This is a genomic window from Methylobacterium sp. ME121, from assembly GCF_000974725.1.
In the GTDB taxonomy this organism is placed as follows: Bacteria; Pseudomonadota; Alphaproteobacteria; order Rhizobiales; family Beijerinckiaceae; genus Methylobacterium; species Methylobacterium radiotolerans.
The window spans coordinates 19,103-45,148 of sequence record NZ_BBUX01000015.1; the positions used below are offsets into that span (position 1 = coordinate 19,103).

Consider the following 26,046-nt stretch of genomic DNA (forward strand, 5'->3'; position numbering starts at 1 on the left):
GAGCCCGCGCGTCCGGCTTGACCTTGCCGGGCGCGGCGCGCTTCGTGCGGTGCACCGCAACGCGATCTCCGAGCCTCGATGTCCCTGAAGCCCTCGCCCGACGCCAAGCAGACCTTCGCGCCCGCGACGCGCCTCGTCCACGCGGGCCGTGACCCGGGCGAGCAGCACGGCTTCGTGAACACGCCGATCTACCGCGGATCCACGGTCCTCTACCCGACCTACGACGCGATCAAGAACCGGCGCGGCCGCTACAATTACGGGACCTCGGCGACACCGACGATGGACTCGCTGACGGAGGCGTGGACGGAACTCGCCGGCGCCGCCGGAACCGTCGTGACGCCCTCCGGGCTCGCGGCGCTCACCGTCGCGCTGATGGCCGCGGTCTCGGCGGGCGACCACCTCCTCGTCACCGATTCCGCCTATCGGCCGACCCGCCAGTTCTGCGACGGCGTGCTGGCGCGCTACGGCGTCGAGGTGACCTACTACGACCCGACCATCGGGGCCGGCATCGCGGAACTGATGCGCCCGAATACCCGGGCCGTGCTGGTCGAGGCGCCCGGCTCGCAGAGCTTCGAGATGCAGGATATCCCGGCCATCGCCGAGGTCGCGCACGCACACGACGCCTGCGTGATCATGGACAACACCTGGGCGACGCCGCTGCTGTTCCCGCCGCACGCGCGCGGCGTCGACATCGCGGTCGAGGCCGGCACCAAGTACCTCAGCGGCGGCTCGGACCTGCTGATCGGCCTGACCTCCGCGAACGCGCGCTACTACCCGGCCGTGCGCCGCACCTTCGACCATTTCGCCATGTGCGCCGGCGCCGAGGACATCTTCCTGGCGCTGCGCGGCCTGCGCACCATGTCCTTGCGGCTGCGCGAGCACGGCCGCGCCGGACTGGAGATGGCCCGGTGGTTCCAGGCGCGGCCCGAGGTGCTGCGGGTGCTCCATCCCGGCCTGCCCGAGGATCCCGGCCACGCCATCTGGAAGCGCGACTTCGCGGGCGCGTCGGGCCTGTTCGGGGTGATCCTGAAGCCGGTGCCCGAGGCCGCGGTGGCCGCCATGCTGGACGGGCTGCAGCTCTTCGGGATGGGCTTCTCGTGGGGCGGCTTCGAGAGCCTCGTGATCCCGTTCGACTGCGCCGGCTACCGGACCGCGACCCGGTGGGCTCCCGGCGGACCGGCGCTCCGCTTCCACATCGGGCTTGAGGACACCGCCGACCTCAAGGCCGACCTCGACGCCGGCTTCGCGCGCCTCCGGGCGGCGTCGTAGGGCGGGGCCGAGCGCCGCGCTACGACGCTGCCCTTCCCGGACAGGTGAGGACCGGCGAACCTTGACCCGGACCGCGCGCCGCGGGCGGTGCCGCATCCGCGCGTCGTGATGGGCCCGCGCCGTCGCGACCGGCGACGGCATCGCTGCATTTGACCTCGCGCCGCGTTCCTGATTGACCGGCCCGGTATGACCACGAGCCTCTCCGCCGGCGGCGCGCCGCGCCTTGCCCCCGTCGACCGGATCGGCCGCGGGCTCGACGCGCTGAGCCTCACCCATGCCAGGGCCGTCGCCGCCCTGCTGGCGCTGTGCCTGATCCTGTTCCTGCCGGGGCAGATCTCGCTGCAGCCGATGGACCGGGACGAGCCCCGCTTCGCCCAGGCCTCGAAGCAGATGCTGGAGAGCGGCGACCTCGTGGATATCCGCTTCCAGGGGGAGGCGCGGCACAAGAAGCCGGTGGGGATCTACTGGGCGCAGGCCGCCGCCGTGGCGGCCGGCGAGGCGCTGGGCGTGCCCGGGGCCCGCACCCAGATCGCCCTGTACCGCGTCCCGTCGCTGATCGGCGCCGTCGCCTCGGTTCTTCTCGCCTACTGGGCGGCGCTCGCCTTCCTGCCCCGGCGGTCGGCGCTGCTGGCGGCCGCCCTCTACGGCGCCTGCCTGATGCTCTCGGCCGAGGCCCACCTCGCCAAGACCGACGCGCTGCTCGCCGCCTGCGCCACCGCGAGCCTCGCCGCGCTCGCCCACGCGTGGCTGGCGCCGCGGGACGGTCGGCCGGTCTCGGGACCGACCTTCGCGGCGTTCTGGCTCGGGATGGCGGTCGGGATCCTGGTGAAGGGGCCGATGGTTCCGCTCTTCGCCGCGCTGCCGGCGCTCGGCCTGTCGCTCGCGGCGCGGTCCGGCCGCTGGCTGCTGCCGCTCCGGCCCTGGCCGGGCCTCGCCCTCACGCTCCTGCTGGTGGCGCCCTGGTTCGCGGCGATCGCCTGGAAGAGCGGGGGCGCGTTCTACGCCGAGGCGGTCGGCCACGACATGCTCGGCAAGGTCGGCGGGGCGGCCGAGCGGCACTGGGGACCGCCCGGCGCCTACGCGCTCGTGTTCTTCGCGACCTTCTGGCCGGCGGCGGCCTTCACCGCCATGAGCCTGCCGTTCGCTTGGCGGGCGCGACGGGAGCCCGCCGTGGCCTTCCTGATCGCCGCGGTGCTGCCGGCCTGGCTGATCTTCGAGGCGGTGCCCACCAAGCTGCCCCACTACGTGCTGCCGCTGATGCCCTGGCTCGCGATCCTGACCGTGCTGGCGCTGAGCCGGGGGGCGCTGGACCCGCGCCTGCGGGGCGCCCGCCTGACGGCCCTGCTGCTGCCGGCGATCCCGGTCGCCCTGACCCTCGGCCTCTGCCTCGCCGGCTGGCGGCTCGACAGCCACACGATCCCGTGGCCGGCCCTGCCGCTGCTCGCCGCCGCCTGCGCGGTCGCGGTCCTGGCCTGGCTCGCCTTCGCGCAGGGATCCGCCGAGCGCGCCCTCGTCCTCGGGGTGCTGGCCTCCGCCCTGCTGGGCCCGGCGGTGCTGGGCGTGGCGCAGCGCTCGCTGCCGGCCCTGAAGGTCTCGCCGCGGCTCGCGGCCCTGCGCGACCGCGCGCCCTGCCCGAACCCGCTTGTGGCGAGCCTCGGATACCGCGAGCCGAGCCTCGTCTTCCTGATCGGCACCGGCCTCGCCCTGCCGCCCGACGGGGCCGCCGCCCGGTCCTTCCTCGAGGGCGGCGGCTGTCGCCTGCTCTTCGTCGAATCCCGCGATCGCGACGATTTCAACGCGGCCTGGCCGGTCGGCCGCGGCGCGCCCGCGCCCCTGGCGGAGGTCGAGGGCTTCAACCTCAACACCGGCCGCCGGGTCTTCGTGACGGCCTACGCGGTGGCCCCGTGAGCGGATCCCCCCATCTCAGCGTCGTCGTGCCGGTCAAGAACGAGGCCGGCAACATCGCGCCCCTGGTGGCCGAGATCGAGGCCGCCTGCGCGGGCCTCGCCTTCGAGCTGATCTACGTGGACGACGGCTCCACCGACGGCACGCCGGCGGCGCTGGCGGCGGCCCGGGCGGCGCGGCCCTGGCTGCGGGTGCTGCGCCACGCGCGGAGCGGCGGCCAGTCGGCGGCGGTGCGCAGCGGCGTCCTGGCGGCCCGCGGCGGGATCGTCGCGACCCTCGACGGCGACGGCCAGAACGATCCGGCCTTCATCCCCGCGCTGCTCGCGGCCCTCGAGGCGGCGGGGCCGGGAGCCGGCCTCGCCCAGGGCCAGCGGCGCGGCCGCAAGGACGGCCGCTTCAAGATGCTCCAGTCCCGGATCGCCAACGGCGTGCGCGGGCGGATCCTCAACGATTCCACCCGCGACACCGGCTGCGGCCTGAAGGTCTTCCGCCGCGCCGTGTATCTCAGGCTGCCGTATTTCGACGCCCTCCACCGATTCATGCCGGCCCTGGTCGCCCGCGAGGGCTTCTCGGTCGTCCACCGCGACGTGGTCGACCGGCCGCGGCTGACGGGGGTGTCCAATTACGGCCTGTTCGACCGCCTCTGGGTCGGGCTCCTCGATCTCGCCGGCGTCTGGTGGCTGATCCGGCGCAAGCGCGCGGATCCGCGGCCCGAGGAGATCGCCGGCCCGGCCGGCCAAACCGCGGACCAGGACGTCGGATGCTGATCCAGCTCGCCCACGATCTGCCGGCCTATTTCTACGACGTGTTCGTCACCCGGCTCGACTTCTGGCTGGTGTTCGGCATCGTCGCGCAGGTGGTGTTCGGCTCGCGCTTCATCCTGCAATGGATCGCCAGCGAGCGCGCCGGGCGGAGCGTGATGCCGCTGTCGTTCTGGTTCCTGTCGATCCTCGGCGGGATGATGACGCTGGTCTACGGGTTCGTCCGCCGCGAGCCGGTGATCATCATCGGCCAGGGCCTCTCCACCGGCATCTACCTGCGCAACCTCGCGCTGATCTTCCGCGAGCGGCGGCGGAAGCGGGGCGCCGCGTGAGCCGCACGCCGCTGCCCGCCTTCTACGACGACCTGGACGCCACCTTCGCCGAACTGTGGCGCCTGCTGGCGGACGGCGCCGCCCATGGCCGGAGCGGTTTCCACCTGCCGACCCTGGGGACGCTGGGTGCCGATGGCGGGCCGCGGCTGCGCACGGTGGTCCTGCGCGCCGCCGACCCGGCCGAGGGGACGCTCCGGTTCCACTGCGACCGCCGCTCCGACAAGGCCTCCGAGATCCTGGCCGCTCCTGCCTGCGCCCTCGCCGCCTACGACGCGGCCGCGAAGATCCAGATCCGCGTCGCGGGTCGCGCCACGCTGCACACCGACGACGCGCTGGCCGAGGCGGCCTGGACGGGGTCCCGGGCGATGAGCCGGGTCTGCTACGGGGCGGAGCCCGGTCCGGGCACGGCGCTGCCGACGGGGGACGCCTACAGCCTGCCGGACGAGACCGCGGCCGCGACGCTCGGCCGGCCGCACTTCGCCGCCGTACTCGTCCGGGCGGAGCGGCTCGACTTCCTCTATCTCGACCGCCGCGGCCATCGCCGGGCGGCCTGGCACGCGGCCGGAGGCCTGTGGTCCGGCCGCTGGATCGCGCCCTGACCGGGCTCGCTCGGGGCGGGCAGGGCCGGTCAGGCGGACGCCCCGGTGCCGCCGCGCCCGGCGCTGCGGGGGCCATCCGGCCCCCCGGGATGGCAGCCCTGCGCCGCCCCCCCTGACGGCGGCCGGGCCGGCGCGCTAAACCCCCTGACCCGGCCGCCGAACCGGGTCGATCGGGAGGAGTCCGTGGGCCTCGTCTACGCGCTCGCCGCCTACCTGAGCTGGGGCCTCCTGGTCCCGGTGCATTTCCGGATGCTCGGCGCCTACTCCCCGTACCACATCCTGTCGGAGCGGATCGTCTGGTCGAGCGTGTTCGCCGGCGCGCTGGCGCTGATCCTCGCGGCGCGCCACCGCCTGAACCTGCCGCTGCCGCTTCGGAAGCGCCACGCGCTGCTGCTGCTCTCGGCGGGGATGATCGGCGTGAACTGGCTGCTCTACCTCTACGCGGTCAGCGGCGGGCACCTGCTCGACGCGAGCCTCGGCTACTACATCAATCCCCTGGTCAGCGTCGCCCTCGGCCGGGTGGTGCTGGGCGAGCGCCTGCGGCCGGCGCAGGCCGTCGCCATCGGCATCGCCGCGACGGGCGTCGCCGTCGCGGTGGTGTGGGCCGGGGAACTGCCCCTGATGTCGCTGTCGCTGGCAGTGAGCTTCGCGCTCTACGGCCTCGCCCGGAAGATCGTCGGCGTCGACGCGCTGGTCGGCTTCCTGGCCGAGACGCTGCTGCTCCTGCCGGCCGCGCTCGTCTGGCTCGTCCTGTCACCCGAGCCGTTCCTGCCGGCCGCGCCGGGCGACCGCGCCCTGCTGATGCTCACCGGCCTGACGACCGCGCTGCCGCTGATCTGGTTCGCCGCCGCGGCGGTGCGCCTGCGGCTCACGACCTTGGGCCTCCTGCAATACGTGGCGCCGACCTGCCTGCTCGTCCTGAGCGTCCTCGTCTACGGCGAGCGGGTCGAGCCGCATCGGGCGCTGATGCTCGCGCTGATCTGGGTGGCGCTCGCGCTCTACACGATCGACGCTCTGCGGTTTCGCCGGCCGCCGGCCCCCGCGGCCCCGCGGTCGGATCCCGACGCGATGCGTGTATAAGGAGTACGGGTATAAGCCGCCGCGGGGCGGGTGACGGGACAGCGTCGGGTCGATGAGCGAGACTGAGAGCGGCCCAGGATCCGTCACGGATGCCGATTACCGCAACCTCGCCGAGACGCTGCCGCAGCTCGCCTGGATCGCCGAGGCCGACGGCACGATCATCTGGTACAATCAGCGCTGGTACGACTACACCGGCACCTCCCTCGACGAGATGCGGGGCTGGGGCTGGCGCACGGTCCATCACCCGGACCACGTCGCGGCCGTGACCGAGCGCTACCGCGCCGCGATCACGCTGGGCCGGTCCTGGGAGGACACGTTCCCGCTGCGCGGCCGCGACGGGAGCTACCGCTGGTTCCTGTCGAAGGCGCTGCCCCACCGGGACGAGTCCGGGCGGATCCTGCGCTGGTACGGGACCAACACCGACATCACCGGCCGCCGCGCGGTCGAGGAGCGCCTGCGCCACTCCGAGCAGCGCTTCCGGGCGCTGGTGGACGCCTCGGCGGCGGTGATCTGGAACACCGACGCGGCGGGCGAGCTGATGCCGCCGCAGGTCCGGTGGAGCACCTATACCGGGCAGACCGAGGAGGCCTACCAGGGCTGGGGCTGGCTGGACGCCGTCCATCCCGACGACCGGGGCCACGCGGCCGACGCCTGGGCGGCCTGCGTCGAGGCGCGCGCGACCTACGAGGTCGAGTACAGGCTGCGCCGGTACGACGGGGTCTGGCGCGCCATGGAGGTGCGCGGCGTGCCTGTCCTCGCCGAGGACGGCTCCCTGCGGGAATGGGTCGGCACCTGCGTCGACGTCACCGAGCGGAAGGAGGCCGAGGAGGCGGTGGAGCGCGCCCGGCAGGCCGCTGAGGCGGCCAACCGGGCTAAGAGCCAGTTCATCGCCAACATGAGCCACGAGCTGCGCACGCCGCTCTCGGCGGTGATCGGCTACTCCGAGATGCTCGGCGAGGAGCTGGAGGATATCGGCCAGGCCGCCCTCCTGCCCGACCTGCGCAAGATCGAGGCGGCCGCCCGCCACCTGCTCTCGCTGATCAACGACGTGCTCGACATCTCGAAGATCGAGGCGGGCCGCATGACCGCCTCGGCCGAGACCTTCACGGTGTCGGACCTGCTCCGGGACGTCTCCGACTCCACCGGCTCCCTGGTTGAGAAGAAGGGCAACCGCTTCGTCTTGGACACCGGCGCGGCCGGGACGGCCGACCTGGGGTCCATGCACCAGGACCAGACCAAGATCCGCCAGTGCCTGCTGAACCTGATCGGCAACGCCGCGAAGTTCACCGAGCGGGGAACGATCACCCTGACGGTGCGGCGGCACCGGGAGGAGGGAGCCGACTGGCTGTCCTTCGCGGTCGCCGACACCGGCATCGGCCTGACCGAGGAGCAGATCGGGCGCCTGTTCGAGCGCTTCGTCCAGGCCGACGATTCGACGACCCGGCAGTTCGGCGGCACGGGCCTCGGGCTCGCCATCACCCGCGCGTTCTGCCGGACGATGGGCGGCGACATCGGCGTCGCCAGCACGCCGGGCGCGGGCGCGACCTTCACGATCCGCCTGCCCGCCACCCTGCGGCCCGAGGACGCGCCGCCCTCCGAGGCCGAGGCCCACACGCCGGTGGAGCCGCACGAGCAGCACGAGACGGTGCTGCTGGTCGACGACGACCCGGCCGCCCGGGAATTGCTCCAGCGCTTCCTGGAACGCGAGGGCTTCCACGTCCGCAGCGCCAACGACGGCCGCGCCGGCCTGACGCTCGCCCGGGCCCTGAAGCCGCGCGCGATCCTGCTCGACGTCGAGATGCCGCGGATGGACGGCTGGGCGGTCCTGCACGCGGTGCGCAACGACCCCGACCTCGCCGGGACGCCGGTGATCATGACCTCGGTCGTGGCCGAGCAGGGGCTCGGCCAGGCGCTCGGCGCCACCGACTACTTCGTCAAGCCGATCGACTGGGACCGGCTCAAGGGCCTGATGGAGCGCTACCGGCCCGACGCGCCGGAGGATGCCCGCGTCCTCGTGGTCGACGACGACGCGGATGCCCGCGAGCGCCTGCGCCGGTCGCTCGGCCGCGAGGGCTGGACCGTCGACGAGGCGGAGAACGGCCGGATCGCCCTGGAGCGGGTCAGCCAGGCGCGGCCGAGCCTGATCCTGCTCGACCTGATGATGCCCGAGATGGACGGGTTCGGCTTCCTCCGGGCCCTGCGGGCGCGGCCCGACGGCGACGTGCCCGTGGTGGTGCTCACCGCCAAGGAGGTCACGGCGGCCGAGAAGGAGAGCCTGAACCGGCAGGCCGACCGGGTGATCGCCAAGGGCTCCATGAGCCTCGCGGAGATCGGCCGGCAACTGCGCGTCCTCTACGCGCGTTCGGCGACCGAGCCGGTGCCGGGGCAGCTCCAGGGGTTGCTCGATCGGCTCGCCGAGAAGGACGCGGGAGAACCACGATGAGTGCCGACGGGATCGATCCGGAGAAGGCGGTGGCCATCCGGCTGCGGGCGCGGCTCGCGGTGGTGGAGCGGGCGGCGTGGTTCGGCTTCGTCCACGCGATGAAGACCCGGCCGGTCGAGACCGAGGCCTACATCGCCGCGGAGCGGGCGCGCTGCACCGACGGGTTCGGCAGCGGCGCCTGGGCCAAGGACCTCACCGACGCCGAGCGGGCGATGCTCGCCGACGAGGTCGACAGCGGGCTGGCACAGCTGCTGGAGGATGCCCGCGCGGAGCTGTGAGGCCGGGCCTCCCGGGCGGAGGCGTGTCCGGGCGTCCCGATGGCAACGAAAGACGCTCTCCCGCTTTGACGGCCTGACGTCGACGGGACGACGTCGCCGAGGCGCCCATGCTGTACGAACTCGCGACCCTCTCGTGCCCGCTGCTCGCGGTGGGCCAAGTCTCGGCCGGCGTCGAGGCTTGGCTGGACGATCCCGATGCCAAGGGGGAGCTGGTCGGCTGCTGGCGCAGCGAGATCGGCACGCTGGGGCGCCTGATCGTGCTGCGCGGCTTCGCGGCGCCCGAGGACATGACCGCCGAGCGCCGGCGCGCCCTCCTCAGCGCCAACCCGTTCAACGCCGGGCCCGTGATCACCGCTCTGGAGATGGACAGCTACGCCCCGTTCCCCTTCCTGCCGCCGATCCGGACGGGCGACCGCGGCGGGGTGTACGAGGTCCGGACCTATCGCCTGAAGCCGGGGGGCCTGCCGCCGACCCTCGCGGCCTGGGAGGCCGCGATCGGGCCGGCACGCGCCTACACGCAGCACCTCGTCCTGAACATGTACGCCCTCGACGGTGCGCCGCGCATCACGCACATCTGGGGTTTCCGCAGCCTGGAGGAGCGGGCCGCGTTGCGGTCCCGCGCCTACGAAGCGGGGATCTGGCCGCCGAAGGGTGGCCCGGACCAGATCGCCGAGGCGACCTCGACGATCGCACTCCCCCAGGGGCGCTCTCCCCTGAGCTGAACGCCGGCCCCACGGAAGCGGCCGCCCGCGCGGCGGGCCCGACGCGTGACGAGCGCGCTCGACCGGGCCTGGATCGAGGCCGGTGGCGCTGTTCCGCGCGCGGGCGGAGCCGGCACCGCCGATCAGGCGCCGAACACGTCGCGCCAGGCCGGCGGAAGCCCCGTGCCGGCCAGGGGCGACGACGGCGCGTGCCCGGGCAGGCTCGTCGCCGAGAACACGCCGCGCGCCACCGCCCGAGCCAGGACCCGCGCGGCGGCGTCGCCGAGGCGGGCAAGGTCCACCACCGTGTCGCCGAGGGGCACGGCTCCGGTCGCCGCGGCGAAGACCAGGTCGCCGTCGAGGGGCGTGTGCGCCGGCACGAGGGCCCGAGCGAGGCCGTCCTGCGCCGCCACCGCGAGGCGCCGGCACTGCGCCTTGGTCAGCGCCGCGTCGGTCGCCACCACGGCCAGCGTCGTGGCGGCGCCCGGCAGCGCGCGGGCCGGAAAGGCGTGGGCCTCGGGCGGCACCCGGACCGGCACGCCCAGGCCGCCGAACTCGTCGTCCACCTCGAAGGGCGCGGCCCAGAAATGCGGCCCACCGCCGATCGTCGCGTTGCCGAAGGCGTTCACGGCCGCGAGGGCCCCGACCCGGAAGCCCGTGCCCGGCACGGCCGCCGAGGCGGATCCGATCCCGCCCTTGAGCCGGCCGGTGCGCGCACCGGTCCCAGCTCCCACGGAGCCCAGGGCGAACGCCTCGGTGGCTGCCGCGGCGGCCTGGAAGCCCAGCTCGCGATAGGGCGGATAGCGGCCCCAGGCCTTGTCGCCGCCGTTGGGGAGATCGAACAGCACCGCCCCCGGGACGATCGGCACCCGCATGGCGCCGACCGGGAACCCGCGCCCGGCCTCGGCGAGCCACGCCGCCACGCCGGCCCCCGCATCGAGGCCGAAGGCCGAGCCCCCGGAGAGGACGAAGGCGTCGACCCGCTCGACGGTGCGCTCGGGATCGAGCAGGTCGGTCTCGCGGGTGCCCGGCCCGCCGCCGCGCACGTCGACCGCGGCGACGGCCGGCTGATCGAAGAGGATCGCGGTGACGCCGCTGGCGAGCCGCAGGTCGGTGGCGTGGCCGACCCGCAGGCCGGGAATGTCGGTGATGCGATTCTGCGGCATGGTCCGAGCTTGCCACGGCGGCCCATCGGCGCAAATCCGGCCGGGGCCGTTGACCGCCGGCCGGGGTTACCCAGGTTGGCAGACGGCGAAGCGCGTCGAGGAGCACGGCATGGACGTCGGATTCATCGGAATGGGGCGGATGGGTCGCGCCATGGCGGCCAACCTCGCGCGGGCCGGCCACACGGTCCGCGCCTGGAACCGCTCGCCGGAGGCCGCGCGCGGCCTCGACGGCGTCACCCCGGTGGCAAGCGCCGCCGAGGCCTTCGCGGGGGACGCCGTGGTCACCATGCTGGCCGACGACGCGGCCCTCGAGACCGTGATCGTCGCCGGCGGCCTCCTCGACCAGCCTGAGCGGCCCGGCCTGCATATCGGGATGAGCACGATCTCGGTGGCCCTGGCGAAGCAGCTCGCCGCCGTGCACGCGCGGGCGGGCGTTCCCTACATCTCGGCGCCGGTCTTCGGGCGGCCGGACGTGGCAGAGGCCGGCAAGCTCAACATCGTGGCGGCCGGGGCGGCGGCTCTGATCGACCGCGCGGGGCCGCTCCTCGACGCCATGGGCGCCAAGACCTGGCGCTTCGGCGACGACCCGACGCGGGCCAATGCCGTCAAGCTCGCCGGCAACTTCATGCTGATCTCGGCCATCGAGGCCATGGCCGAGGCCTGCGCCCTCACGGAGGGCCACGGGGTCGCGGGCGCCGACTTCCTGGACCTGATGACCAACACGCTGTTCGCCTCGCCGGTCTACAAGGGCTACGGCGCCTCGATCGCGCAGAACCGCTACGAGCCGCCGGGCTTCATCCTCAAGCTCGGGGCCAAGGACGTGCGGCTCGCCCTCCAGGCGGCCGAGGGTGCCGGGGTGCCGATGCCGTTCGCGAGCGTGCTGCGGGACGGTCTCATCGAGGCGATCAGCCACGGCGACGGCGAGAAGGACCTCGCGGCGCTGGCCCGCGTCTCTGCCCGTCGTGCAGGGCAGGGTTGAGATCGACGACGACGTCTCGCCTTTCTGGCGAGTCTTAACCCGTCGTTTCAACTTCACAAACGAGTGTTCGTGCCGGCTATAGGCACGGATACCAATAGATGCGCACACATTCCTATTCGCTGCGCAGGATGACTCTGTCTACGAAAGTCATCCTGCTGGCGATGCTCGCCGTGACAGTCACCGCCGGCGCCATCTGGATCACGGTCTCGCGGCAGACCTGGTCGCAGATGGAGGCGCGTCAGCGCACCAACGGCGAGCGCAACCTGAGAACTCTGGCGCTCGTCCTGGCGGCGCGGGTCGAGGGTGCGGCGGCGGACCTCGACGGCGCGCGCGTCGCCCGGGTGTCGACGCCGAGCCTGTCCGGCTTCGCCGATGCCGGCGTCGTGGACGACGCCGTCGCCTATTCGGGCGGCCTGGCGACGGTGTTCAGCTACGAGCCCGCCTCCGACAGCTTCGTGCGGCGCCAGACCACGGTGCGCCGGGAGGACGGGACCCGCGCGGTCGGCACGGCGCTCGCCGCCGACAGCCCGGCCCAGGCCGCGATCCGCGCCGGTCGGACCTACGAGGGGCCGGCCGCCCTGTTCGGGCGGCGCTACTACACAGTGTACCACCCGACGGTCGACACCACCGGCAAGGTGAACGGCATCCTGTTCGTCGGGCTGCCGATCGAGATGTACTTCGACGCCCACGCCCAGACGATGACGAGCCTCAGCGTCGCCGCCCTGGTCATCGCGGTGCTGGCCTGCGCCCTCGTCGGGCTGGCGGCGGCGCGGCTGTTCCGGCCCTTCGCGACGATCGCGGCGCGGATCGAGGCCCTCGCGGCCGGCGACTTGGACTCGGCGATCCCCCACGCGGGGCGCGGCGACGAGATCGGCACCGTGGCGCGCGCCCTCGAGGTGCTGCGCGTCGCCGGGCTGCGGACCCGGGAGCTCGAGAGCCTGCAGAGCGCGGGCGCGGCCGACGAGACGCGGCGGCGGGCCGCCCTCGACCGGGCCATCGAGGCGTTCCGGGGGCAGGTCGTTCGCCTGAAGGACGCGCTGACCGCCAGCACCGGCGCGATGCGGGCCCGGGCCGGCGAGATGGCGGCCAGCTCCGCCGAGGCGGAGGTCGCCGTCGCCGAGACCGAGCGCGGCTCGCACGAGACCTCGGCCAGCGTCCAGACCGTGGCGAGCGCCGCCGAGGAGCTCTCCGCCTCGATCGCCGAGATCGGGACCCAGCTCGACCAGGCCGAGGCCCTGGTGGCCACCGCCGCCGCGGAGTCGGACGCGATGAACGCCGAGATCGGCGAACTCGCCGAGGCCGCCGGGCGCATCGGCGCCGTGGTCGGGCTGATCCGCCAGATCGCCGAGCAGACCAACCTGCTGGCGCTCAACGCCACGATCGAGTCCGCCCGGGCCGGCGCCGCCGGCAAGGGCTTCGCCGTGGTGGCCGCGGAGGTGAAGGCCCTGGCGTCGCAGACCGCGAAGGCCACCGAGGAGATCGGCAGCCAGATCGCCGGTGTGCAGGCCTCGACGACGGCGGCCGTGGCGGCGATCGGCCGGATGGGCGAGCGGATGCGGGCGGTCAGCGTCACCACGGGCGGGATCGCGTCGGCGGTCTCGGCCCAGGGCGCGGCCACGGCCGAGATCTCCCGCAACGTCGCCGACACGGCCGGCGCCACCGAGGCCATCGCGGGGGGCCTCACTACGGTCGCCGGCGCGGCCCGGCGCTCGGCCCGCATGGCCGCCACCGTCACCGACGCGGCTCAGACCGTCGACACGGTCGCGGCCGACCTCGAGGCCGAGATCGAGCGCTTCCTCGGCCAGGTCGCGGCCTGACGCCTCAGAGCCCGTAGCGGGCGAAGGCCGCGCGCTCCGCGAACGCGGCCATCGCCCCCTCGGCCAGGTCGATCCCGCCCGGCGCGCCGCCGCGGCGCAGCAGGCGGGACAGGAATCCGCCCCGGGCCTCGGCGACGAGGCGCAGGTCGACCTTGTCGCCGAAGCGCGCGCGCATCGCGGTGCGCACGTCGCCCAGCGCGTCGACGAGTCCGAGGGGCAGCGCCTGCCGCCCGGTCCAGACCGCCCCGGTGAACAGGTTCTCGGCTCGCGACAGGGTCGGGCGCCGGGCCGTGACGAGGCCGGTGAACAGGTCCTGCACGTCGGCCTGGATGCGCTTCAGGCGCTCCACGTCGGCGGGATCCTCCGGGCGGAACGGGTCGAGCATCGACTTCGCCTCGCCCTGCGTGTGGACCCGGCGCTCGACGCCGAGCTTCTCCAGCAGGCCGTGGAAGCCGAACCCGGCCGAGACCACGCCGATCGAGCCGACGATGGAGGTCGGGTCGGCGACGATCTCGTCGGCCGCGCAGGCGATCATGTAGCCGCCGGAGGCCGCGACATCCTCCACGAAGGCGATCACCGGCACGCCCTTCTCGTCGGCCAGCGCCCGGATGCGGCGGTGGATCAGGTGGGACTGCGCCGGCGAGCCGCCGGGCGAGTTGATCACCAGCGCCACCGCCTTCACCCCCGGCATCCCGAAGGCGCGCTCCAGGCTGCCTGCGACGCTCCCGATCGAGAGCCCCGGCCGGATCGGCGAGACCGCCCCGATCGTGCCCGACAGCCGGACCACCGCGACCCGCGGGCGTCGGTCCCGGAAGCGGCGCGGGAGGAGGGCGCGAAATGTGTCGGGGAACGCGAACGCCATGGGAGTCTTACGCGGCTCATCGGGAAGCCGGGCGGGGGACGGCCCGGAAGCGCCTGTTGCGGAAACTGGGCGCTTTCCGGCGCCGCGCAAGGGCGGCGCGCGACGGCGGCGCATCTGCGCAGTCAGAACGGATCGAACCGTTTGCCGACCTTGGCCGTTTCAGGCGACGGCGCGAGCCTCGTGCCGGCCCGGATCCGCTGGACTCGGACGGGCGCTCACACGGGAGAGAAACGATGCGACCCTGGCCGATCCTGGTCCTCCTCGCCGCGCTGCTCGGCGGGCTGGCGACTGCGCCCGCGCGGGCGGCGCCCCTGCCGGTCCCCGCCGGCGCCGAGGCCGCGGCGCCCGCCCCCGCGGTGCAGCAGGCCCACTGGCGCTACCGCCGCCACTGGCACCGGCGTCACCACTGGCGGCGCCACTGGCACCATCGCCGCCACCACTGGCATCGCCGCCACCACTGGCACCGGCACCACCATTTCCGCCGCCACTGGCACCGCCACCATGTCTGGCACGGCCGCCCGTACGGCCACCGGCACGTCACGTTCTACTGAGCCAAGCCCCCGCGCCCCGGCCCGATCCGGCCGGGGCGCGGCCCCGCCGGGAACTGTGCCGGGGACCCCGCGGCCGAGCCTGCAGGCGGCCGCGCTGCGACCTTGCGGCGGGCCTCGGAAAACCTTATTTAACCGTCTGATATCACTGCTCTTCCGCAAGGCCGTTCCGGCGCATCGCGCGCCGCTTGGCCGCCGCGAGCACCGCCCGTCCGGGCCTCAGAACGGAAATCGACTTGGCCGAGAACGATCCGACTGGCGCCGCCCCGCCCGCCAGCGACATCCGCCCCGTCTCCATCACCGACGAGATGCGCCGCTCCTACCTCGATTACGCGATGAGCGTGATCGTGAGCCGGGCGCTTCCCGACGCGCGCGACGGGCTCAAGCCCGTGCACCGGCGCATCCTCTACTCCGCCTTCGAATCTGGGCACCTGCCCGAGCGGAAATACGTCAAGTCGGCGCGCATCGTCGGCGACGTGATCGGTCTCTACCACCCGCACGGCGACCAATCGATCTACGACGCCCTCGTGCGGATGGCGCAGGACTTCTCCATGCGCCTGATGCTCATCGACGGGCAGGGCAATTTCGGCTCGGTGGACGGCGATCCGCCGGCCGCCATGCGCTACACCGAATCGCGCCTCGCCAAGCCCGCGACCGCGCTGCTCACCGACATCGACAAGAACACCGTCGATTTCGGACCGAACTACGACGAGTCGCGCGAGGAGCCGACCGTCCTCCCGGCCCGCTTCCCGAACCTGCTGGTCAACGGCGCCGGCGGCATCGCGGTCGGCATGGCGACCAACATCCCGCCGCACAATCTCGGCGAGCTGATCGACGCCTGCGTGGCGCTGATCGACGATCCGGGGCTCACCATCGAGCAGCTCACCGAGATCGTCCCCGGCCCGGATTTCCCCACCGGCGGCATGATCCTCGGCCGGGCCGGCACGCGGCAGGCCTACGCCACCGGCCGCGGCTCGGTGATCATGCGCGCGAAGTCGCATGTCGAGGAGCTGCGCAAGGAGCGCGAGGCGCTGATCTTCACCGAGATTCCCTATCAGGTGAACAAGGCGACCCTCGTCGAGAAGATCGCCGAGCTGGTGAAGGAGAAGCGCGTCGAGGGCATCTCCGACCTGCGCGACGAATCCGACCGGTCGGGCATGCGCATCGTCGTCGAGATCAAGCGCGACGCCATGGCGGACGTGGTGCTGAACCAGCTCTACCGGTTCACGCCCCTGCAATCCTCCTTCGGTTGCAACATGGTGGCGCTGAACGGCGGCCGCCCCGAGCTGATGAACCTGAAGGACCTGCTCCAGGCCTTCGTCGACTTCCGCGAGGAGGTCGTCTCCCGGCGGACCAAGTTCCTCCTCGGCAAGGCCCGCGAGCGGGCGCACGTCTTGTGCGGCCTCGCCATCGCGGTCGCCAACATCGACGAGGTGATCCGCCTGATCCGGACCTCGCCGGACCCGAACGCCGCCCGCGAGGCCCTGATGGGCCGGGACTGGCCGGCCCACGACATCGCGCCGCTGATCGCCCTGGTGGACGACCCGCGCCACCGGGTCGCCGAGGACGGCACCTATCGCCTGTCCGAGACCCAGGCCCGCGCCATCCTCGACCTGCGCCTGCAGCGCCTCACGGCTCTGGGCCGCGACGAGGTCGGCGACGAGCTGAAGACGCTGGCCGACGAGATCGCCGACTATCTCGACATCCTGCGCTCGCGCGCCCGCATCCAGGGGATCGTCAAGGGCGAACTGGCCGAGGTGCGCGAGCAGTTCGCCACACCGCGCAAGACCGAGATCGTCGACTTCGACGGCAGCGTCGAGGACGAGGACCTGATCGCCCGCGAGGACATGGTGGTGACCGTGTCGCACGCCGGCTACGTCAAGCGTGTGCCGCTCTCGACCTATCGGGCCCAGCGCCGCGGGGGCAAGGGTCGCTCCGGCATGGCGACCCGCGACGAGGATTTCGTCACCCGCCTGTTCGTGGCCAACACCCACACGCCGGTGCTGTTCTTCTCCAGCCAGGGCCAGGCCTACAAGGAGAAGGTCTGGCGCCTGCCGATGGCCGCGCCGAACGCCCGCGGCAAGGCGCTGGTCAACATCCTGCAATTGCAGGACACCTCCGAGCGCATCACCACGATCATGCCGCTGCCCGAGGACGAGGCCTCGTGGGAAACGCTCGACGTGATGTTCGCGACCGCGCGCGGCAATGTCCGGCGCAACAAGCTGTCGGACTTCACCACGGTGAACCGCAACGGCAAGATCGCCATGAAGCTCGATCCGGGCGACCACATCGTCCATGTCGAGATCTGCCGTCCGGACCAGAACGTGCTGCTGACCACGGCGCTCGGCCAGTGCATCCGCTTCCCCGTCGAGGACGTGCGCGTGTTCAAGGGCCGCGACTCGACCGGCGTGCGCGGCATCCTGCTCGGCAAGGACGACAAGGTCATCTCGATGACCATCCTGAATGCCTTCGACGCCACGGCCGAGGAGCGGGCCGGCTACCTGAAGATGCGCCGCGCCGTCACCGGTGAGTCCGAGGAGAACGGCGACGCCGAGGCCGAGGACGGCGCCGAGGCGGCGGCGATCTCGCTGGACCGCTACAACGAGATGGGCGCGGCCGAGCAGTACGTGCTCACCCTGTCGGAGCGGGGCTTCGGCAAGCGCTCCTCGTCGTTCGAGTACCGGACCTCGGGACGCGGCGGGAAGGGCATCACGGCGATGCGGGTCAACGCCCGCAACGGCAGCCTCGTGGCGTCCTTCCCCGTCGAGGCCTCGGACCAGATCATGCTGGTCACCGACGGCGGCCAGCTGATCCGCGTGCCGGTGGACGACATCCGCATCGTCGGCCGCGCCTCGCAGGGCGTGACGGTGTTCAACACCGCCAAGGACGAGAAGGTCGTCTCGGTGGAGCACATCGAGGGCGAGGACGAGGGCGCCGAGGCCGGCCCCGAGGGCGGCGAGGAGGCGTGAGGCGCCGCCCGGTTCCGTCCGGCGCGAAAATGCTCTAGGTCGGGTCGCGATGACCCGCACCGCCCTCTACGCCGGCTCGTTCGATCCGGTCACGAACGGCCATCTCGACGTGGTCCGCCAAGCCTGCCGGCTGGTGGACCGCCTCGTGATCGCCATCGGCGTCCATCCCGGCAAGGCGCCGCTGTTCTCCGCCGAGGAGCGCGCGGCGCTCCTCACCGAGACCTGCGGACCGGTGGCACAGGCCGAGGGCGCGGCGCTGGAGATCGTCACCTTCAACGACCTCGCCGTCTCGGCCGCCCGGCGCTGCGGCGCCGCGATCTTCATCCGCGGCCTGCGGGACGGCACGGATCTCGACTACGAGATGCAGCTCGCCGGCATGAACGGCGCCATGGCGCCCGAGGTGCAGACCGTGTTCCTGCCCGCCTCGACGCAGGCCCGACCGATCACCGCGACGCTGGTGCGCCAGATCGCCGGCATGGGGGGCGACGTCTCGCCCTTCGTGCCGGCGGCCGTCGCCGCGCGCCTCCGGCAGCGCTTCGCCGCCCATTCCTGAGACCGGCCCGACCCTGGAAGGACCACGATGAACCGACGCCACGCCCTCCTCGCGCTCGCCCTCACGCTCGGCACCGTCCAGGCCGCCCGGGCCGCCGACGCCAACACGGTCTATCTCCAGACCAAGGACGGGCGGATCACCATCGAGCTGCGGCCCGACCTCGCGCCCAAGCACGTCAAGCAGATCAAGACGCTGGTCTCGCAGGGCTTCTACAACGGCCTCAAGTTCCACCGCGTCATCGACGGCTTCATGGCCCAGACCGGGGACCCGAAGGGCAACGGCACCGGCGGCTCCAGCCTGCCGAACATCCCGGCCGAGTTCACGCAGGCGGCCCAGTTCCGCCGCGGCACCGTGGGCATGGCCCGGTCGCAGGATCCGAACTCGGCCAACTCGCAGTTCTTCATCTGCCTCGGCGACGCGCCGTTCCTGAACGGCCAGTACACGATCGTCGGCAACGTGACGGACGGGCTCGACGTCCTCGACAAGATCAAGAAGGCCGCCCCCGGCGCGCCGGGCGGGGCCGTGCAGGACCCCGACAAGATCGTCAGCATGACGCTCGCCGAGAAGGCCAAGTAGCGGCCGCATGCCCGGCCGGCGCGCCGCCTCGATCCTCCTGCTGAGCCTAATCCCGGCGGCCGCCGCGGCCTATGACGGCGCGCCGTTCTACGGCTACGCCGACGGGCCGGGGGGCGGCTATCCGCTGAGCCTGCCTCAGACCCTGCGCGCCACGGTCCCGGTGCCGGTCGCCCGGATGGCGACCAGGCCCGCCGACACCCTGGCCGAACTCTACCCGGCGCTCGCCGCCTGCTGGCAGGCTCCGGGCGGCCTCGGCCGCCCGAGCGGCGGCGCCGACGACATCGAGATCACCCTGCGGCTCGCGCTGCGGCGCGACGGCAGCCTGATCGGGCCGCCCCGCGTCACCTACGCGGCGGGGGTCGCGGGCGATCAGCGGACCGCCCTGGTGCGCGGGACCCTCGACGCCCTCGCGCGCTGCACCCCGGCCCACATCACGCCGGGCCTGGGCCGGGCGATCGCGGGCCGGCCGGTGGCGCTCCGCTTCGTCTACCGCCCGCCGGCCTGAGCGCCGGCGAACCCGACACGGGCGCTGGCCGGATCCGGCGCGCGCCGATACAGTTCCCCCAACCGGAAGGAAAGACCATGGCCGACAACGAGACCATCGTGCTGGAGACCACCAAGGGCCGCGTCGTGATCGCGCTGCGCCCCGACCTCGCCCCGGGCCATGTCGAGCGGATCAAGACGCTCGCCGCCCAGGGCTTCTACGACGGCGTGCCGTTCCACCGCGTGATCGACGGGTTCATGGCCCAGACGGGCGACCCGACGGGCACCGGCTCGGGCGGTTCGGACCTGCCGGACCTGAAGGCCGAGTTCAACGCCGAGCCGCACGTGCGCGGCACCTGCTCCATGGCGCGGACGAACTTCCCGCACTCGGCGAACTCGCAGTTCTTCATCTGCTTCGACGATGCCCGCTTCCTCGACAAGCAGTACACGGTGTGGGGCAAGGTCGTGGAAGGCATGGACGTGGTCGACACGATCAACAAGGGCGAGCCGCCGCGCTCGCCGGACAAGATCGTGAAGGCGACCGTCGCGGCGGCCTGAGCCCGGATTAAGCCTCACGTCTGAAGCCATCTCTCGGTGGCTTCGGCGCCGCCGTCGTTGCGGGCGGAGCGAAGCAATCCAGCGGCACGACGACTTCCTCAGTCGCGCCGCCCTGGGTCACTGCGCTTCGCTCGCGATGCTGGCGGACCGCATCAACCCTCGATCCAGGGCTTCCGCCGCCGCCAGATCCGCCGGCGTGTTGACGTTGAGGAACGGATCCACCGGCTCGACCGGCCAGGACGCAACCGCGGCCCCGCGGCGCGCGATGAAGGCGCCGACGCGCCGCTCGCCCCGCTCGAGATAGGCCCGGAGCGCGTCGCGCAGGGCCGTCGGCCAGAGGGCGATCGTGTAGTGCTGCCGCTCCCCCGAGGCCGCGAGCGCGATGCCGGTCTCCGGCCCGGCGGCGTCGAGGCGCGCCACCAGATCCCCCGGCAGGAACGGCGCGTCGCCCGACACGCTGACCACCCGCGCGACACCCCGCGCGGCGGCGTGCTCCAGTCCGGCGAGGATGCCGGCGAGCGGTCCCGGCTGATCCGGCACGGGGTCCGGCAGGACCGGCCCGGGAAAGCCGGAGAACCGCGCCGGGTCGCCGTTGGCGCTGAGCACCAGCCCCGCCCCGCATTGCGGCCCGAGCCGTTCGACCACCCGCTCCAGCAGGGTCCGCCCCCCGAGCCGCAGCAGCGGCTTGTCGCCGCCGCCCATCCGCCGCGCCTGGCCGCCGGCCAGGATCAGGCCCAGGACCGGCGAAGCGACAGCCGGCGACGGCATGGGATCACTCGAAGACGATCTTCGGCGCCGTCCGCCCGGCCGGCGCGCCGGACAGGTTCGTCCAGAGCTGGGCGGCGATGTCGCGGTAGACCTTGGCGTGCGGCCCGTCCGGATCGGTCGCCACCACCGGCTGGCCGGAATCCGAGGTCTCGCGGATCGTCATGTTCAGCGGCACCTCGCCGAGGAACGGCACGCCGAGGCGCTGCGCCTCGATCCGCGCGCCGCCATGCCCGAAGATGTGCGAGGCGTGGCCGCAATTCGGGCAGACGAAGGTCGCCATGTTCTCGATCACGCCGAGGATCGGCACCGCGACCTTCTTGAACATGGTCACGCCGCGCCGCGCGTCGATCAGCGCGAGGTCCTGCGGGGTCGAGACGATCACGGCGCCGGACAGCGGCGTCGCCTGCGCCATGGTGAGCTGCGCGTCGCCCGTGCCGGGGGGCATGTCGACGAGCAGCACGTCGAGCTCGCCCCAGAGCACGTCGCGCAGCATCTGGGTGATCGCCGACTGGACCATCGGGCCGCGCCAGATCATCGCCGTCTCCGGCTCGATCAGGAAGCCGATCGACATGACCTTGAGCCCGTAGCCGATCATCGGCTCCATGGCCTTGTTGTCGACGACGTTGGGCTTGCCCGAGAGGCCGAACAGCTTCGGCACGGACGGGCCGTAGATGTCGGCGTCGAGGAGGCCGACCTTCAGTCCCTGTGCCTGGAGCGCCAGGGCGAGGTTGCAGGCGGTGGTCGACTTGCCGACGCCGCCCTTGCCGGAGGCGACCGCCACGATGTGGCGCACGCCCGCGATCTGCGGGCCCTGGTTCGGCGGCGCGCCGGGCCGCGGCGGCGCGACCGGCGGCGGCGTCACGGGGCGGGGGGCGGCGCTGCTCTGGGCCGGGTGGCTCTGGTTCCGCTCGGAGGTGAGGCTCGCGAACACGCCCGAGACGCCCGGCATCTGCAGGACGCGCCCCTCGGCCTGCCGCCGCACCGGCTCGAACCGCTCGGCCTCGCTGGGATCGACCAGGATCGAGAACATCACCCGGTTGTTCGGATCGACCACGACCTGGGAGAGCCGTCCCGAGCCGGGCAGGGTGGTGCCGGCGGCATCGACCGTGATGCCGGCGAGCGCCTTCAGCACGTCGTCGCGGGTGATCGCCAAGATGTCCTCCAGCGGGGCAAGCAGGTATGCCAGTGCATGTAACCGAGCGGGCCGAGAACACCAGACCCCGGACCCGCAATCGGCGCCGCCGGCGGCGGCCTGCGTCCCCGGGGCCGTCCCGCCACCCATCTCAGTGCGGGCGCGCGATGAGGTTGCACTCCTCCATCGGGCCGCGCACCACGGTCCCGTCGCCGCGCCGGTAGAAGCCTTGGCGCAGGCGGCGGCAGCCGAGCGGGCCGCGCAGGCGCTTGACGCGCTCGATGTGGACGCTGCCGTAGCGCCGGTTCGAGAAGTCGTGGCCGCCGATGCGCACGCCCGGGCCGAAACGCACCTCTGCGGCGGCCGGCAGCAGGCCGAGCCCGAACGCGACCAGCGCCGCCGCTACCCGGCCGATCCCTCGACCCTGATTCATCCGAACCTCCTCACCGCACGGGCAAGCTGAACCAACGGGAGACTGATCCGTTGTCGGGGCAGCCTTCGGCCGGGGCCCCCCTCCGGAGACCCCGCCGGGACCGAAACGACGCGTAGGAGACCACTTTCATGCATCAGGGCAACCACCGCGACCACGAGGGCGCGAAGAAGCTGTTCGAGCTCATCAAGGACGTGAAGATCGCCATGATGACCACCGTCGATTCCGACGGCACGCTCAACAGCCGCCCGATGTGGAACAACGACGCCGACGAGAACGGTGACCTGTGGTTCTTCACCAAGCTGCACTCGCCCAAGACGGCCGAGATCAGCAAGGACAACCAGATCAACCTCGCCTATTCCGATCCGTCGAGCCAGAACTACGTCTCGGTGGCCGGAAAGGCCGAGATTGTCCGCGACCAGTCGATCATCGACGCGAAGTGGAATGAGAGCCTGAAGACCTGGTTCCCGAACGGCAAGGACGATCCGGAGGTCGCGCTGATCCGCGTCCACCCGGAGAAGGGCGAGTACTGGGACAGCCCGAACAGCACGATGCTGCACCTCTACGGCTACGTGAAGGCCTCGCTCACCGGCGAGAGCCCGAAGACCGAGACCAAGAAGGTCGATCTCGCCTGAGAGTCCGGGTTCAGGGCACGGCCTTTCCGCGGGCGGTCTCCGGGAGGAGGCCGCCCGTCTTCTTGACGTCGGCGGTTCCGGCATGCGCTCTGCGCGATCGAAGCGCGGCAGAGTGCCTTACGAATGCTGGATCTGGCGAAGCGAGTCTACGACCACAGCTTCCGCATCGACCCGATCGTGCGGTCGCTGCTCGACACGGATTTCTACAAGCTCCTGATGGCGCAGACGATCCTGCGCCGACACCCCGACATCCGGACCACCTTCGGCATCACGAACCGCACGCGGCGCATCCGCATCGCCGACGAGGTCGATGCCGGTCTGCTGCGCGAGCAGCTCGACCACGCCCGGACCCTGCGCCTCAGCAAGGGCGAGATCACGTGGCTGCGCGGCAACGTCTTCCGCGGCCAGGGGCGAATCCTGGGACCCGAATTCGTGAGCTGGTTCGAGGCCTTCCAACTCCCCGAATACGAGCTCGCCGTCCATGACGGCCAGTACGAGCTGACCTTCCACGGTCCCTGGGTCGAGACCACGATGTGGGAGGTCCCGGCGCTCGCGATCCTCAACGAGTTGCGGGCGCGGACCGTGCTGCGTGGCCTCGGCAAGCTCGACCTGCAGGTGCTCTACGCCCGCGCCATGACCCGGGTCTGGGAGAAGATCGAGCGCCTGCAGAGGCTGCCGGACCTGTCGGTGGCGGATTTCGGCACGCGCCGGCGCCACGGCTTCCTGTGGCAGGACTGGTGCGTGCAGGCGATGGCGGAGGGCCTCGGCGGCGCGTTCCTCGGCACCTCCAACTGCCTGATCGCGGCCCGGCAGGAGGTCGAGCCGGTCGGCACGAACGCTCACGAACTGCCGATGGTCTACGCGGCGCTCGCCGAGGACGACGCGGCGCTCGCCGCCGCGCCCTACGCGGTGCTGTCGGACTGGCAGGAGGATTACGGCGGCAACCTGCTGGTGATCCTGCCCGACACCTACGGCACCACCGGATTCCTGGCGAACGCCCCGGACTGGGTGAGCGACTGGACCGGCATCCGCATCGACTCGAAGGACCCGATCGAGGGCGGCGAGGAGGCGATCCGCTTCTGGCAGGCTCGCGGGCACGACCCGCGGGACAAGCTCGCGATCTTCTCCGACGGGCTCGACATCGACGAGATCGAGCGCATCCACGCCCGGTTCCACGGGCGCATGCGCATCGGCTACGGGTGGGGCACGCTGCTCACCAACGATTTCCGCGGGCTCCTGCCGGAGGGGAAGCTCGACCCGGTCTCGATCGTCTGCAAGGTCACCGAGGCCGACGGCCGGCCGACCGTGAAGCTCTCCGACAATCCCACCAAGGCGCAGGGGCCGGCCGACGAGGTCGCCCGCTACCGGCGGGTCTTCGCCGTGGGCGAGCAGGAGGCTCTGCCGGTACTGGTGTGACGGGCGCACACCACCGGCGGAGGACCCCGGCACCGCCGGCCTCGCGAGCGGAGCGACGTGATGACGGTGAGGGACCCGTCCACCGAAGCGCTCGAGCGGAACGCGTATCAGACCCGGCCGTGTGAAACACGGAGGCTGCCGACCCGGGGATGAATTCATTATCTTGCCCGGCAATCGGAGCCGCCCCGGGCGGCCCCGTCCGGGAGAACGCCATGTCGATGAATCGCCGCTCGCTCATCGGGGCCGCGGGCCTCGCTCTCACGGCTCCGGCCCTGCAGGGCGCGCAGGCGGCCGAGACCGCCAAGCCGGCCGCCAAGCCGGCCGCGAAAGCACCGCCGCCGCCCGTGACGAAGATCCTCGCGCAGTGGATCCTCGGATCCACCTACGACACCCTGCCGGAGCCCGTCCGCCGCGAGGGCGTGCGCAGCTTCCTCAACTGGGTGGGGGTGGCGATCGGCGGCTCGCACCACGAGACCGTGGACGTGGCGGTCTCGGCGCTGCAGCCCTTCTCGGGGCCGCCGCAGGCCGGGCTGTTCGGCCGGACCGAGCGGTTCGACATCATGAACGCCGCCTTCCTCAACGGCGTGTCGAGCCACATCTTCGACTTCGACGACACCCACCTGAAGACGATCATCCACCCGGCCGGCCCGGTCGCCTCGGCGATCCTGGCCTACGCGGCGATGAAGCCGGTCTCCGGCAAGGATTTCCTCGACGCGCTGGTGGTCGGGATCGAGGCCGAGTGCCGGATCGGCAACGCGGTCTACCCGAACCACTACGACGCCGGCTGGCACATCACCGGCACCTGCGGACCCTTCGGCGCCGCCGCGGCGGCCGGCAAGCTGATGGGGCTCACCGAGCAGCAGATGGTCTACGCCCTGGGGCTCGCCGCCTCGCAGCCGGTGGGCCTGCGCGAGTCGTTCGGCTCGATGAACAAGAGCTTCAACCCGGGCCGGGCCGCGTCCAACGGCCTGTTCGCCGCGATCCTGGCGGCGAAGGGCTTCACCTCGTCGGACGGGATGATCGAGGCCAAGCGCGGCTGGGCCAACACGATCTCCACCAAGCAGGACTGGTCCGAGATCACCGACGGCCTCGGCACGCGCTACGAGGCCCAGCTCAACACCTACAAGCCCTTCGCCTGCGGGATCGTCATGCACCCGACGATCGACGCCGCGATCCAGATCCGCGACGCGGACCACGTCAAGCCGGAGGACGTCCAGCGCGTCGACCTGAAGGTCCACCCGCTGGTCCTGGAGCTGACCGGCAAGACCGCGCCGAAGACCGGCCTGGAGGGCAAGTTCAGCATCTACCACGCGGCCGCGGTGGCCTTCGTGGAGGGCGCGGGCGGCGAGAAGCAGTTCAGCGACCGGGCCGTGAACGATCCGCGGGTGGTGGCCCTGCGCCAGAAGGTGGTCCCGGTGATCACCCCCGGCGTCGACCCCGCGCAAGTGGACATGACCGTGACGCTGACCGACGGGCGGACGTTCCACCGGCATATCGAGCACGCCATCGGCAGCGTCGAGAAGCCGATGTCGGACGCGCAGCTGGAGGCGAAGTTCACCGACCTCGCCGCCGGGATCCTGCCGGACGCGCAGGCCCGGAAGGTGATGCAGCTGTGCTGGTCGCTGCCCGACCTGAAGGATGCGGGCGACGTGGCGCGGGCCGGCGTCGCGGGGACCTAACCTGCGCGCGAAGCCCGCGGGATCGTTTTCGCGTCCTGTGCCGTTCCCCGTCCGCGAGGCCTCCGCCGCTCCCGGCGGCCGCCCGCGCGTGGCGTTCGGGACGTGGA

At 72.5% G+C, this 26,046-nt stretch carries 25 protein-coding genes; 20 read left to right on the forward strand and 5 right to left on the reverse strand.

What is annotated here, in order from left to right; translation table 11 throughout:
- The first annotated feature begins 78 nt into the window (after window positions 1–78).
- The 9 genes from metC (at window position 79) to ME121_RS12490 (ending at window position 9,389) form a co-directional block, all read left to right on the forward strand.
- Window positions 79–1,269, forward strand: a complete 1,191-nt coding sequence (gene metC / locus ME121_RS12450) for a cystathionine beta-lyase (protein WP_012319139.1) — start codon at window positions 79–81, stop codon at window positions 1,267–1,269.
- A gap of 186 nt (window positions 1,270–1,455) precedes the next feature.
- A complete protein-coding gene (locus tag ME121_RS12455; RefSeq protein ID WP_053622677.1) occupies window positions 1,456–3,177 on the forward strand; it encodes an ArnT family glycosyltransferase in 1,722 nt (573 codons plus the stop codon).
- Window positions 3,174–3,941, forward strand: coding sequence for a glycosyltransferase (locus ME121_RS12460; RefSeq protein ID WP_012319137.1), 768 nt, complete (start codon window positions 3,174–3,176; stop codon window positions 3,939–3,941). Before ME121_RS12455 ends, ME121_RS12460 begins: the two co-directional genes overlap by 4 nt.
- A complete protein-coding gene (locus ME121_RS12465) occupies window positions 3,935–4,267 on the forward strand; it encodes a lipid-A-disaccharide synthase N-terminal domain-containing protein (protein WP_012319136.1) in 333 nt (110 codons plus the stop codon). Before ME121_RS12460 ends, ME121_RS12465 begins: the two co-directional genes overlap by 7 nt.
- The gene (locus ME121_RS12470; RefSeq protein WP_053622678.1) at window positions 4,264–4,866 is read left to right on the forward strand and encodes a pyridoxamine 5'-phosphate oxidase family protein; all 603 of its coding nucleotides are present in this window, start codon (window positions 4,264–4,266) and stop codon (window positions 4,864–4,866) included. The genes ME121_RS12465 and ME121_RS12470 overlap by 4 nt, the downstream gene beginning before the upstream one ends.
- Window positions 4,867–5,049: 183 nt before the next feature.
- Window positions 5,050–5,946 (forward strand): EamA family transporter RarD, encoded by an 897-nt coding sequence (gene rarD / locus ME121_RS12475; RefSeq protein ID WP_012319134.1) that lies wholly within the window; start codon window positions 5,050–5,052, stop codon window positions 5,944–5,946.
- A gap of 52 nt (window positions 5,947–5,998) precedes the next feature.
- Window positions 5,999–8,389: a hybrid sensor histidine kinase/response regulator gene (locus tag ME121_RS12480; protein WP_059408921.1), complete on the forward strand. Its 2,391-nt coding sequence runs from the start codon at window positions 5,999–6,001 to the stop codon at window positions 8,387–8,389.
- The gene (locus ME121_RS12485) at window positions 8,386–8,667 is read left to right on the forward strand and encodes a hypothetical protein (RefSeq protein ID WP_012319132.1); all 282 of its coding nucleotides are present in this window, start codon (window positions 8,386–8,388) and stop codon (window positions 8,665–8,667) included. Before ME121_RS12480 ends, ME121_RS12485 begins: the two co-directional genes overlap by 4 nt.
- A 107-nt stretch (window positions 8,668–8,774) precedes the next feature.
- Entirely contained in the window at window positions 8,775–9,389 is a 615-nt protein-coding gene (locus ME121_RS12490; RefSeq protein WP_058607476.1) for an NIPSNAP family protein, read from the forward strand.
- Window positions 9,390–9,511: 122 nt separating this feature from the next.
- Here ME121_RS12490 and ME121_RS12495 read toward each other — a convergent pair whose 3' ends face one another.
- Window positions 9,512–10,534 carry a P1 family peptidase gene (locus ME121_RS12495; protein ID WP_024830119.1) on the reverse strand — a complete coding sequence of 341 codons (1,023 nt, stop codon included), beginning with the start codon at window positions 10,532–10,534 and terminating at the stop codon, window positions 9,512–9,514.
- On the opposite strand from ME121_RS12495, the gene ME121_RS12500 reads away from it, so the two are divergent.
- Together ME121_RS12500 and ME121_RS12505 are read left to right on the forward strand one after the other, a co-directional pair.
- Window positions 10,533–11,513 carry an NAD(P)-binding domain-containing protein gene (locus tag ME121_RS12500; RefSeq protein ID WP_368731362.1) on the forward strand — a complete coding sequence of 327 codons (981 nt, stop codon included), beginning with the start codon at window positions 10,533–10,535 and terminating at the stop codon, window positions 11,511–11,513. The two genes, ME121_RS12495 and ME121_RS12500, sit on opposite strands and share 2 nt — an antisense overlap.
- Window positions 11,514–11,641: 128 nt before the next feature.
- Window positions 11,642–13,330, forward strand: a complete 1,689-nt coding sequence (locus ME121_RS12505; RefSeq protein ID WP_245337814.1) for a methyl-accepting chemotaxis protein — start codon at window positions 11,642–11,644, stop codon at window positions 13,328–13,330.
- Between the two features lie 4 nt (window positions 13,331–13,334).
- Here ME121_RS12505 and ME121_RS12510 read toward each other — a convergent pair whose 3' ends face one another.
- Window positions 13,335–14,192, reverse strand: coding sequence for a S49 family peptidase (locus tag ME121_RS12510; protein WP_012319127.1), 858 nt, complete (start codon window positions 14,190–14,192; stop codon window positions 13,335–13,337).
- Window positions 14,193–14,425: 233 nt separating this feature from the next.
- Between ME121_RS12510 and ME121_RS12515 the strand changes: the two genes are divergently transcribed.
- From ME121_RS12515 to ME121_RS12540, 6 genes are all read left to right on the forward strand, one after another.
- Complete coding sequence (locus ME121_RS12515; RefSeq protein ID WP_012319126.1) at window positions 14,426–14,743, forward strand: hypothetical protein; 318 nt, start codon at window positions 14,426–14,428, stop codon at window positions 14,741–14,743.
- A gap of 233 nt (window positions 14,744–14,976) precedes the next feature.
- The gene (gyrA, locus tag ME121_RS12520; RefSeq protein WP_012319125.1) at window positions 14,977–17,709 is read left to right on the forward strand and encodes a DNA gyrase subunit A; all 2,733 of its coding nucleotides are present in this window, start codon (window positions 14,977–14,979) and stop codon (window positions 17,707–17,709) included.
- A 49-nt stretch (window positions 17,710–17,758) separates the two neighbouring features.
- On the forward strand, window positions 17,759–18,262 hold the full coding sequence (coaD, locus tag ME121_RS12525) for a pantetheine-phosphate adenylyltransferase (RefSeq protein WP_012319124.1): 504 nt from the start codon (window positions 17,759–17,761) through the stop codon (window positions 18,260–18,262).
- Window positions 18,263–18,289: 27 nt separating this feature from the next.
- Window positions 18,290–18,838: a peptidylprolyl isomerase gene (locus tag ME121_RS12530; protein WP_012319123.1), complete on the forward strand. Its 549-nt coding sequence runs from the start codon at window positions 18,290–18,292 to the stop codon at window positions 18,836–18,838.
- Window positions 18,839–18,845: 7 nt separating this feature from the next.
- Window positions 18,846–19,343, forward strand: a complete 498-nt coding sequence (locus ME121_RS12535) for a UCP034077 family protein (protein WP_029361131.1) — start codon at window positions 18,846–18,848, stop codon at window positions 19,341–19,343.
- 77 nt (window positions 19,344–19,420) lie between these two features.
- Window positions 19,421–19,879: a peptidylprolyl isomerase gene (locus tag ME121_RS12540; RefSeq protein WP_010686120.1), complete on the forward strand. Its 459-nt coding sequence runs from the start codon at window positions 19,421–19,423 to the stop codon at window positions 19,877–19,879.
- A gap of 117 nt (window positions 19,880–19,996) precedes the next feature.
- On the opposite strand, the gene mobA is transcribed toward ME121_RS12540, so the two are convergent.
- The 3 genes from mobA to ME121_RS12555 form a co-directional block, all read right to left on the reverse strand.
- Window positions 19,997–20,647, reverse strand: coding sequence for a molybdenum cofactor guanylyltransferase MobA (gene mobA / locus ME121_RS12545; protein ID WP_089231345.1), 651 nt, complete (start codon window positions 20,645–20,647; stop codon window positions 19,997–19,999).
- Between the two features lie 4 nt (window positions 20,648–20,651).
- The gene (locus ME121_RS12550) at window positions 20,652–21,800 is read right to left on the reverse strand and encodes an Mrp/NBP35 family ATP-binding protein (RefSeq protein WP_012319120.1); all 1,149 of its coding nucleotides are present in this window, start codon (window positions 21,798–21,800) and stop codon (window positions 20,652–20,654) included.
- A 130-nt stretch (window positions 21,801–21,930) separates the two neighbouring features.
- A complete protein-coding gene (locus ME121_RS12555; RefSeq protein WP_053622682.1) occupies window positions 21,931–22,212 on the reverse strand; it encodes a hypothetical protein in 282 nt (93 codons plus the stop codon).
- Window positions 22,213–22,340: 128 nt separating this feature from the next.
- Here ME121_RS12555 and ME121_RS12560 point away from each other — a divergent pair, with 128 nt between their 5' ends.
- The 3 genes from ME121_RS12560 (at window position 22,341) to ME121_RS12570 (ending at window position 25,939) form a co-directional block, all read left to right on the forward strand.
- Window positions 22,341–22,844: a pyridoxamine 5'-phosphate oxidase family protein gene (locus tag ME121_RS12560; protein ID WP_024830124.1), complete on the forward strand. Its 504-nt coding sequence runs from the start codon at window positions 22,341–22,343 to the stop codon at window positions 22,842–22,844.
- A gap of 123 nt (window positions 22,845–22,967) precedes the next feature.
- The gene (gene pncB / locus ME121_RS12565; RefSeq protein WP_059408923.1) at window positions 22,968–24,260 is read left to right on the forward strand and encodes a nicotinate phosphoribosyltransferase; all 1,293 of its coding nucleotides are present in this window, start codon (window positions 22,968–22,970) and stop codon (window positions 24,258–24,260) included.
- 212 nt (window positions 24,261–24,472) lie between these two features.
- Window positions 24,473–25,939 (forward strand): MmgE/PrpD family protein, encoded by a 1,467-nt coding sequence (locus ME121_RS12570; RefSeq protein ID WP_059408924.1) that lies wholly within the window; start codon window positions 24,473–24,475, stop codon window positions 25,937–25,939.
- The last annotated feature ends 107 nt before the right edge of the window (window positions 25,940–26,046 follow it).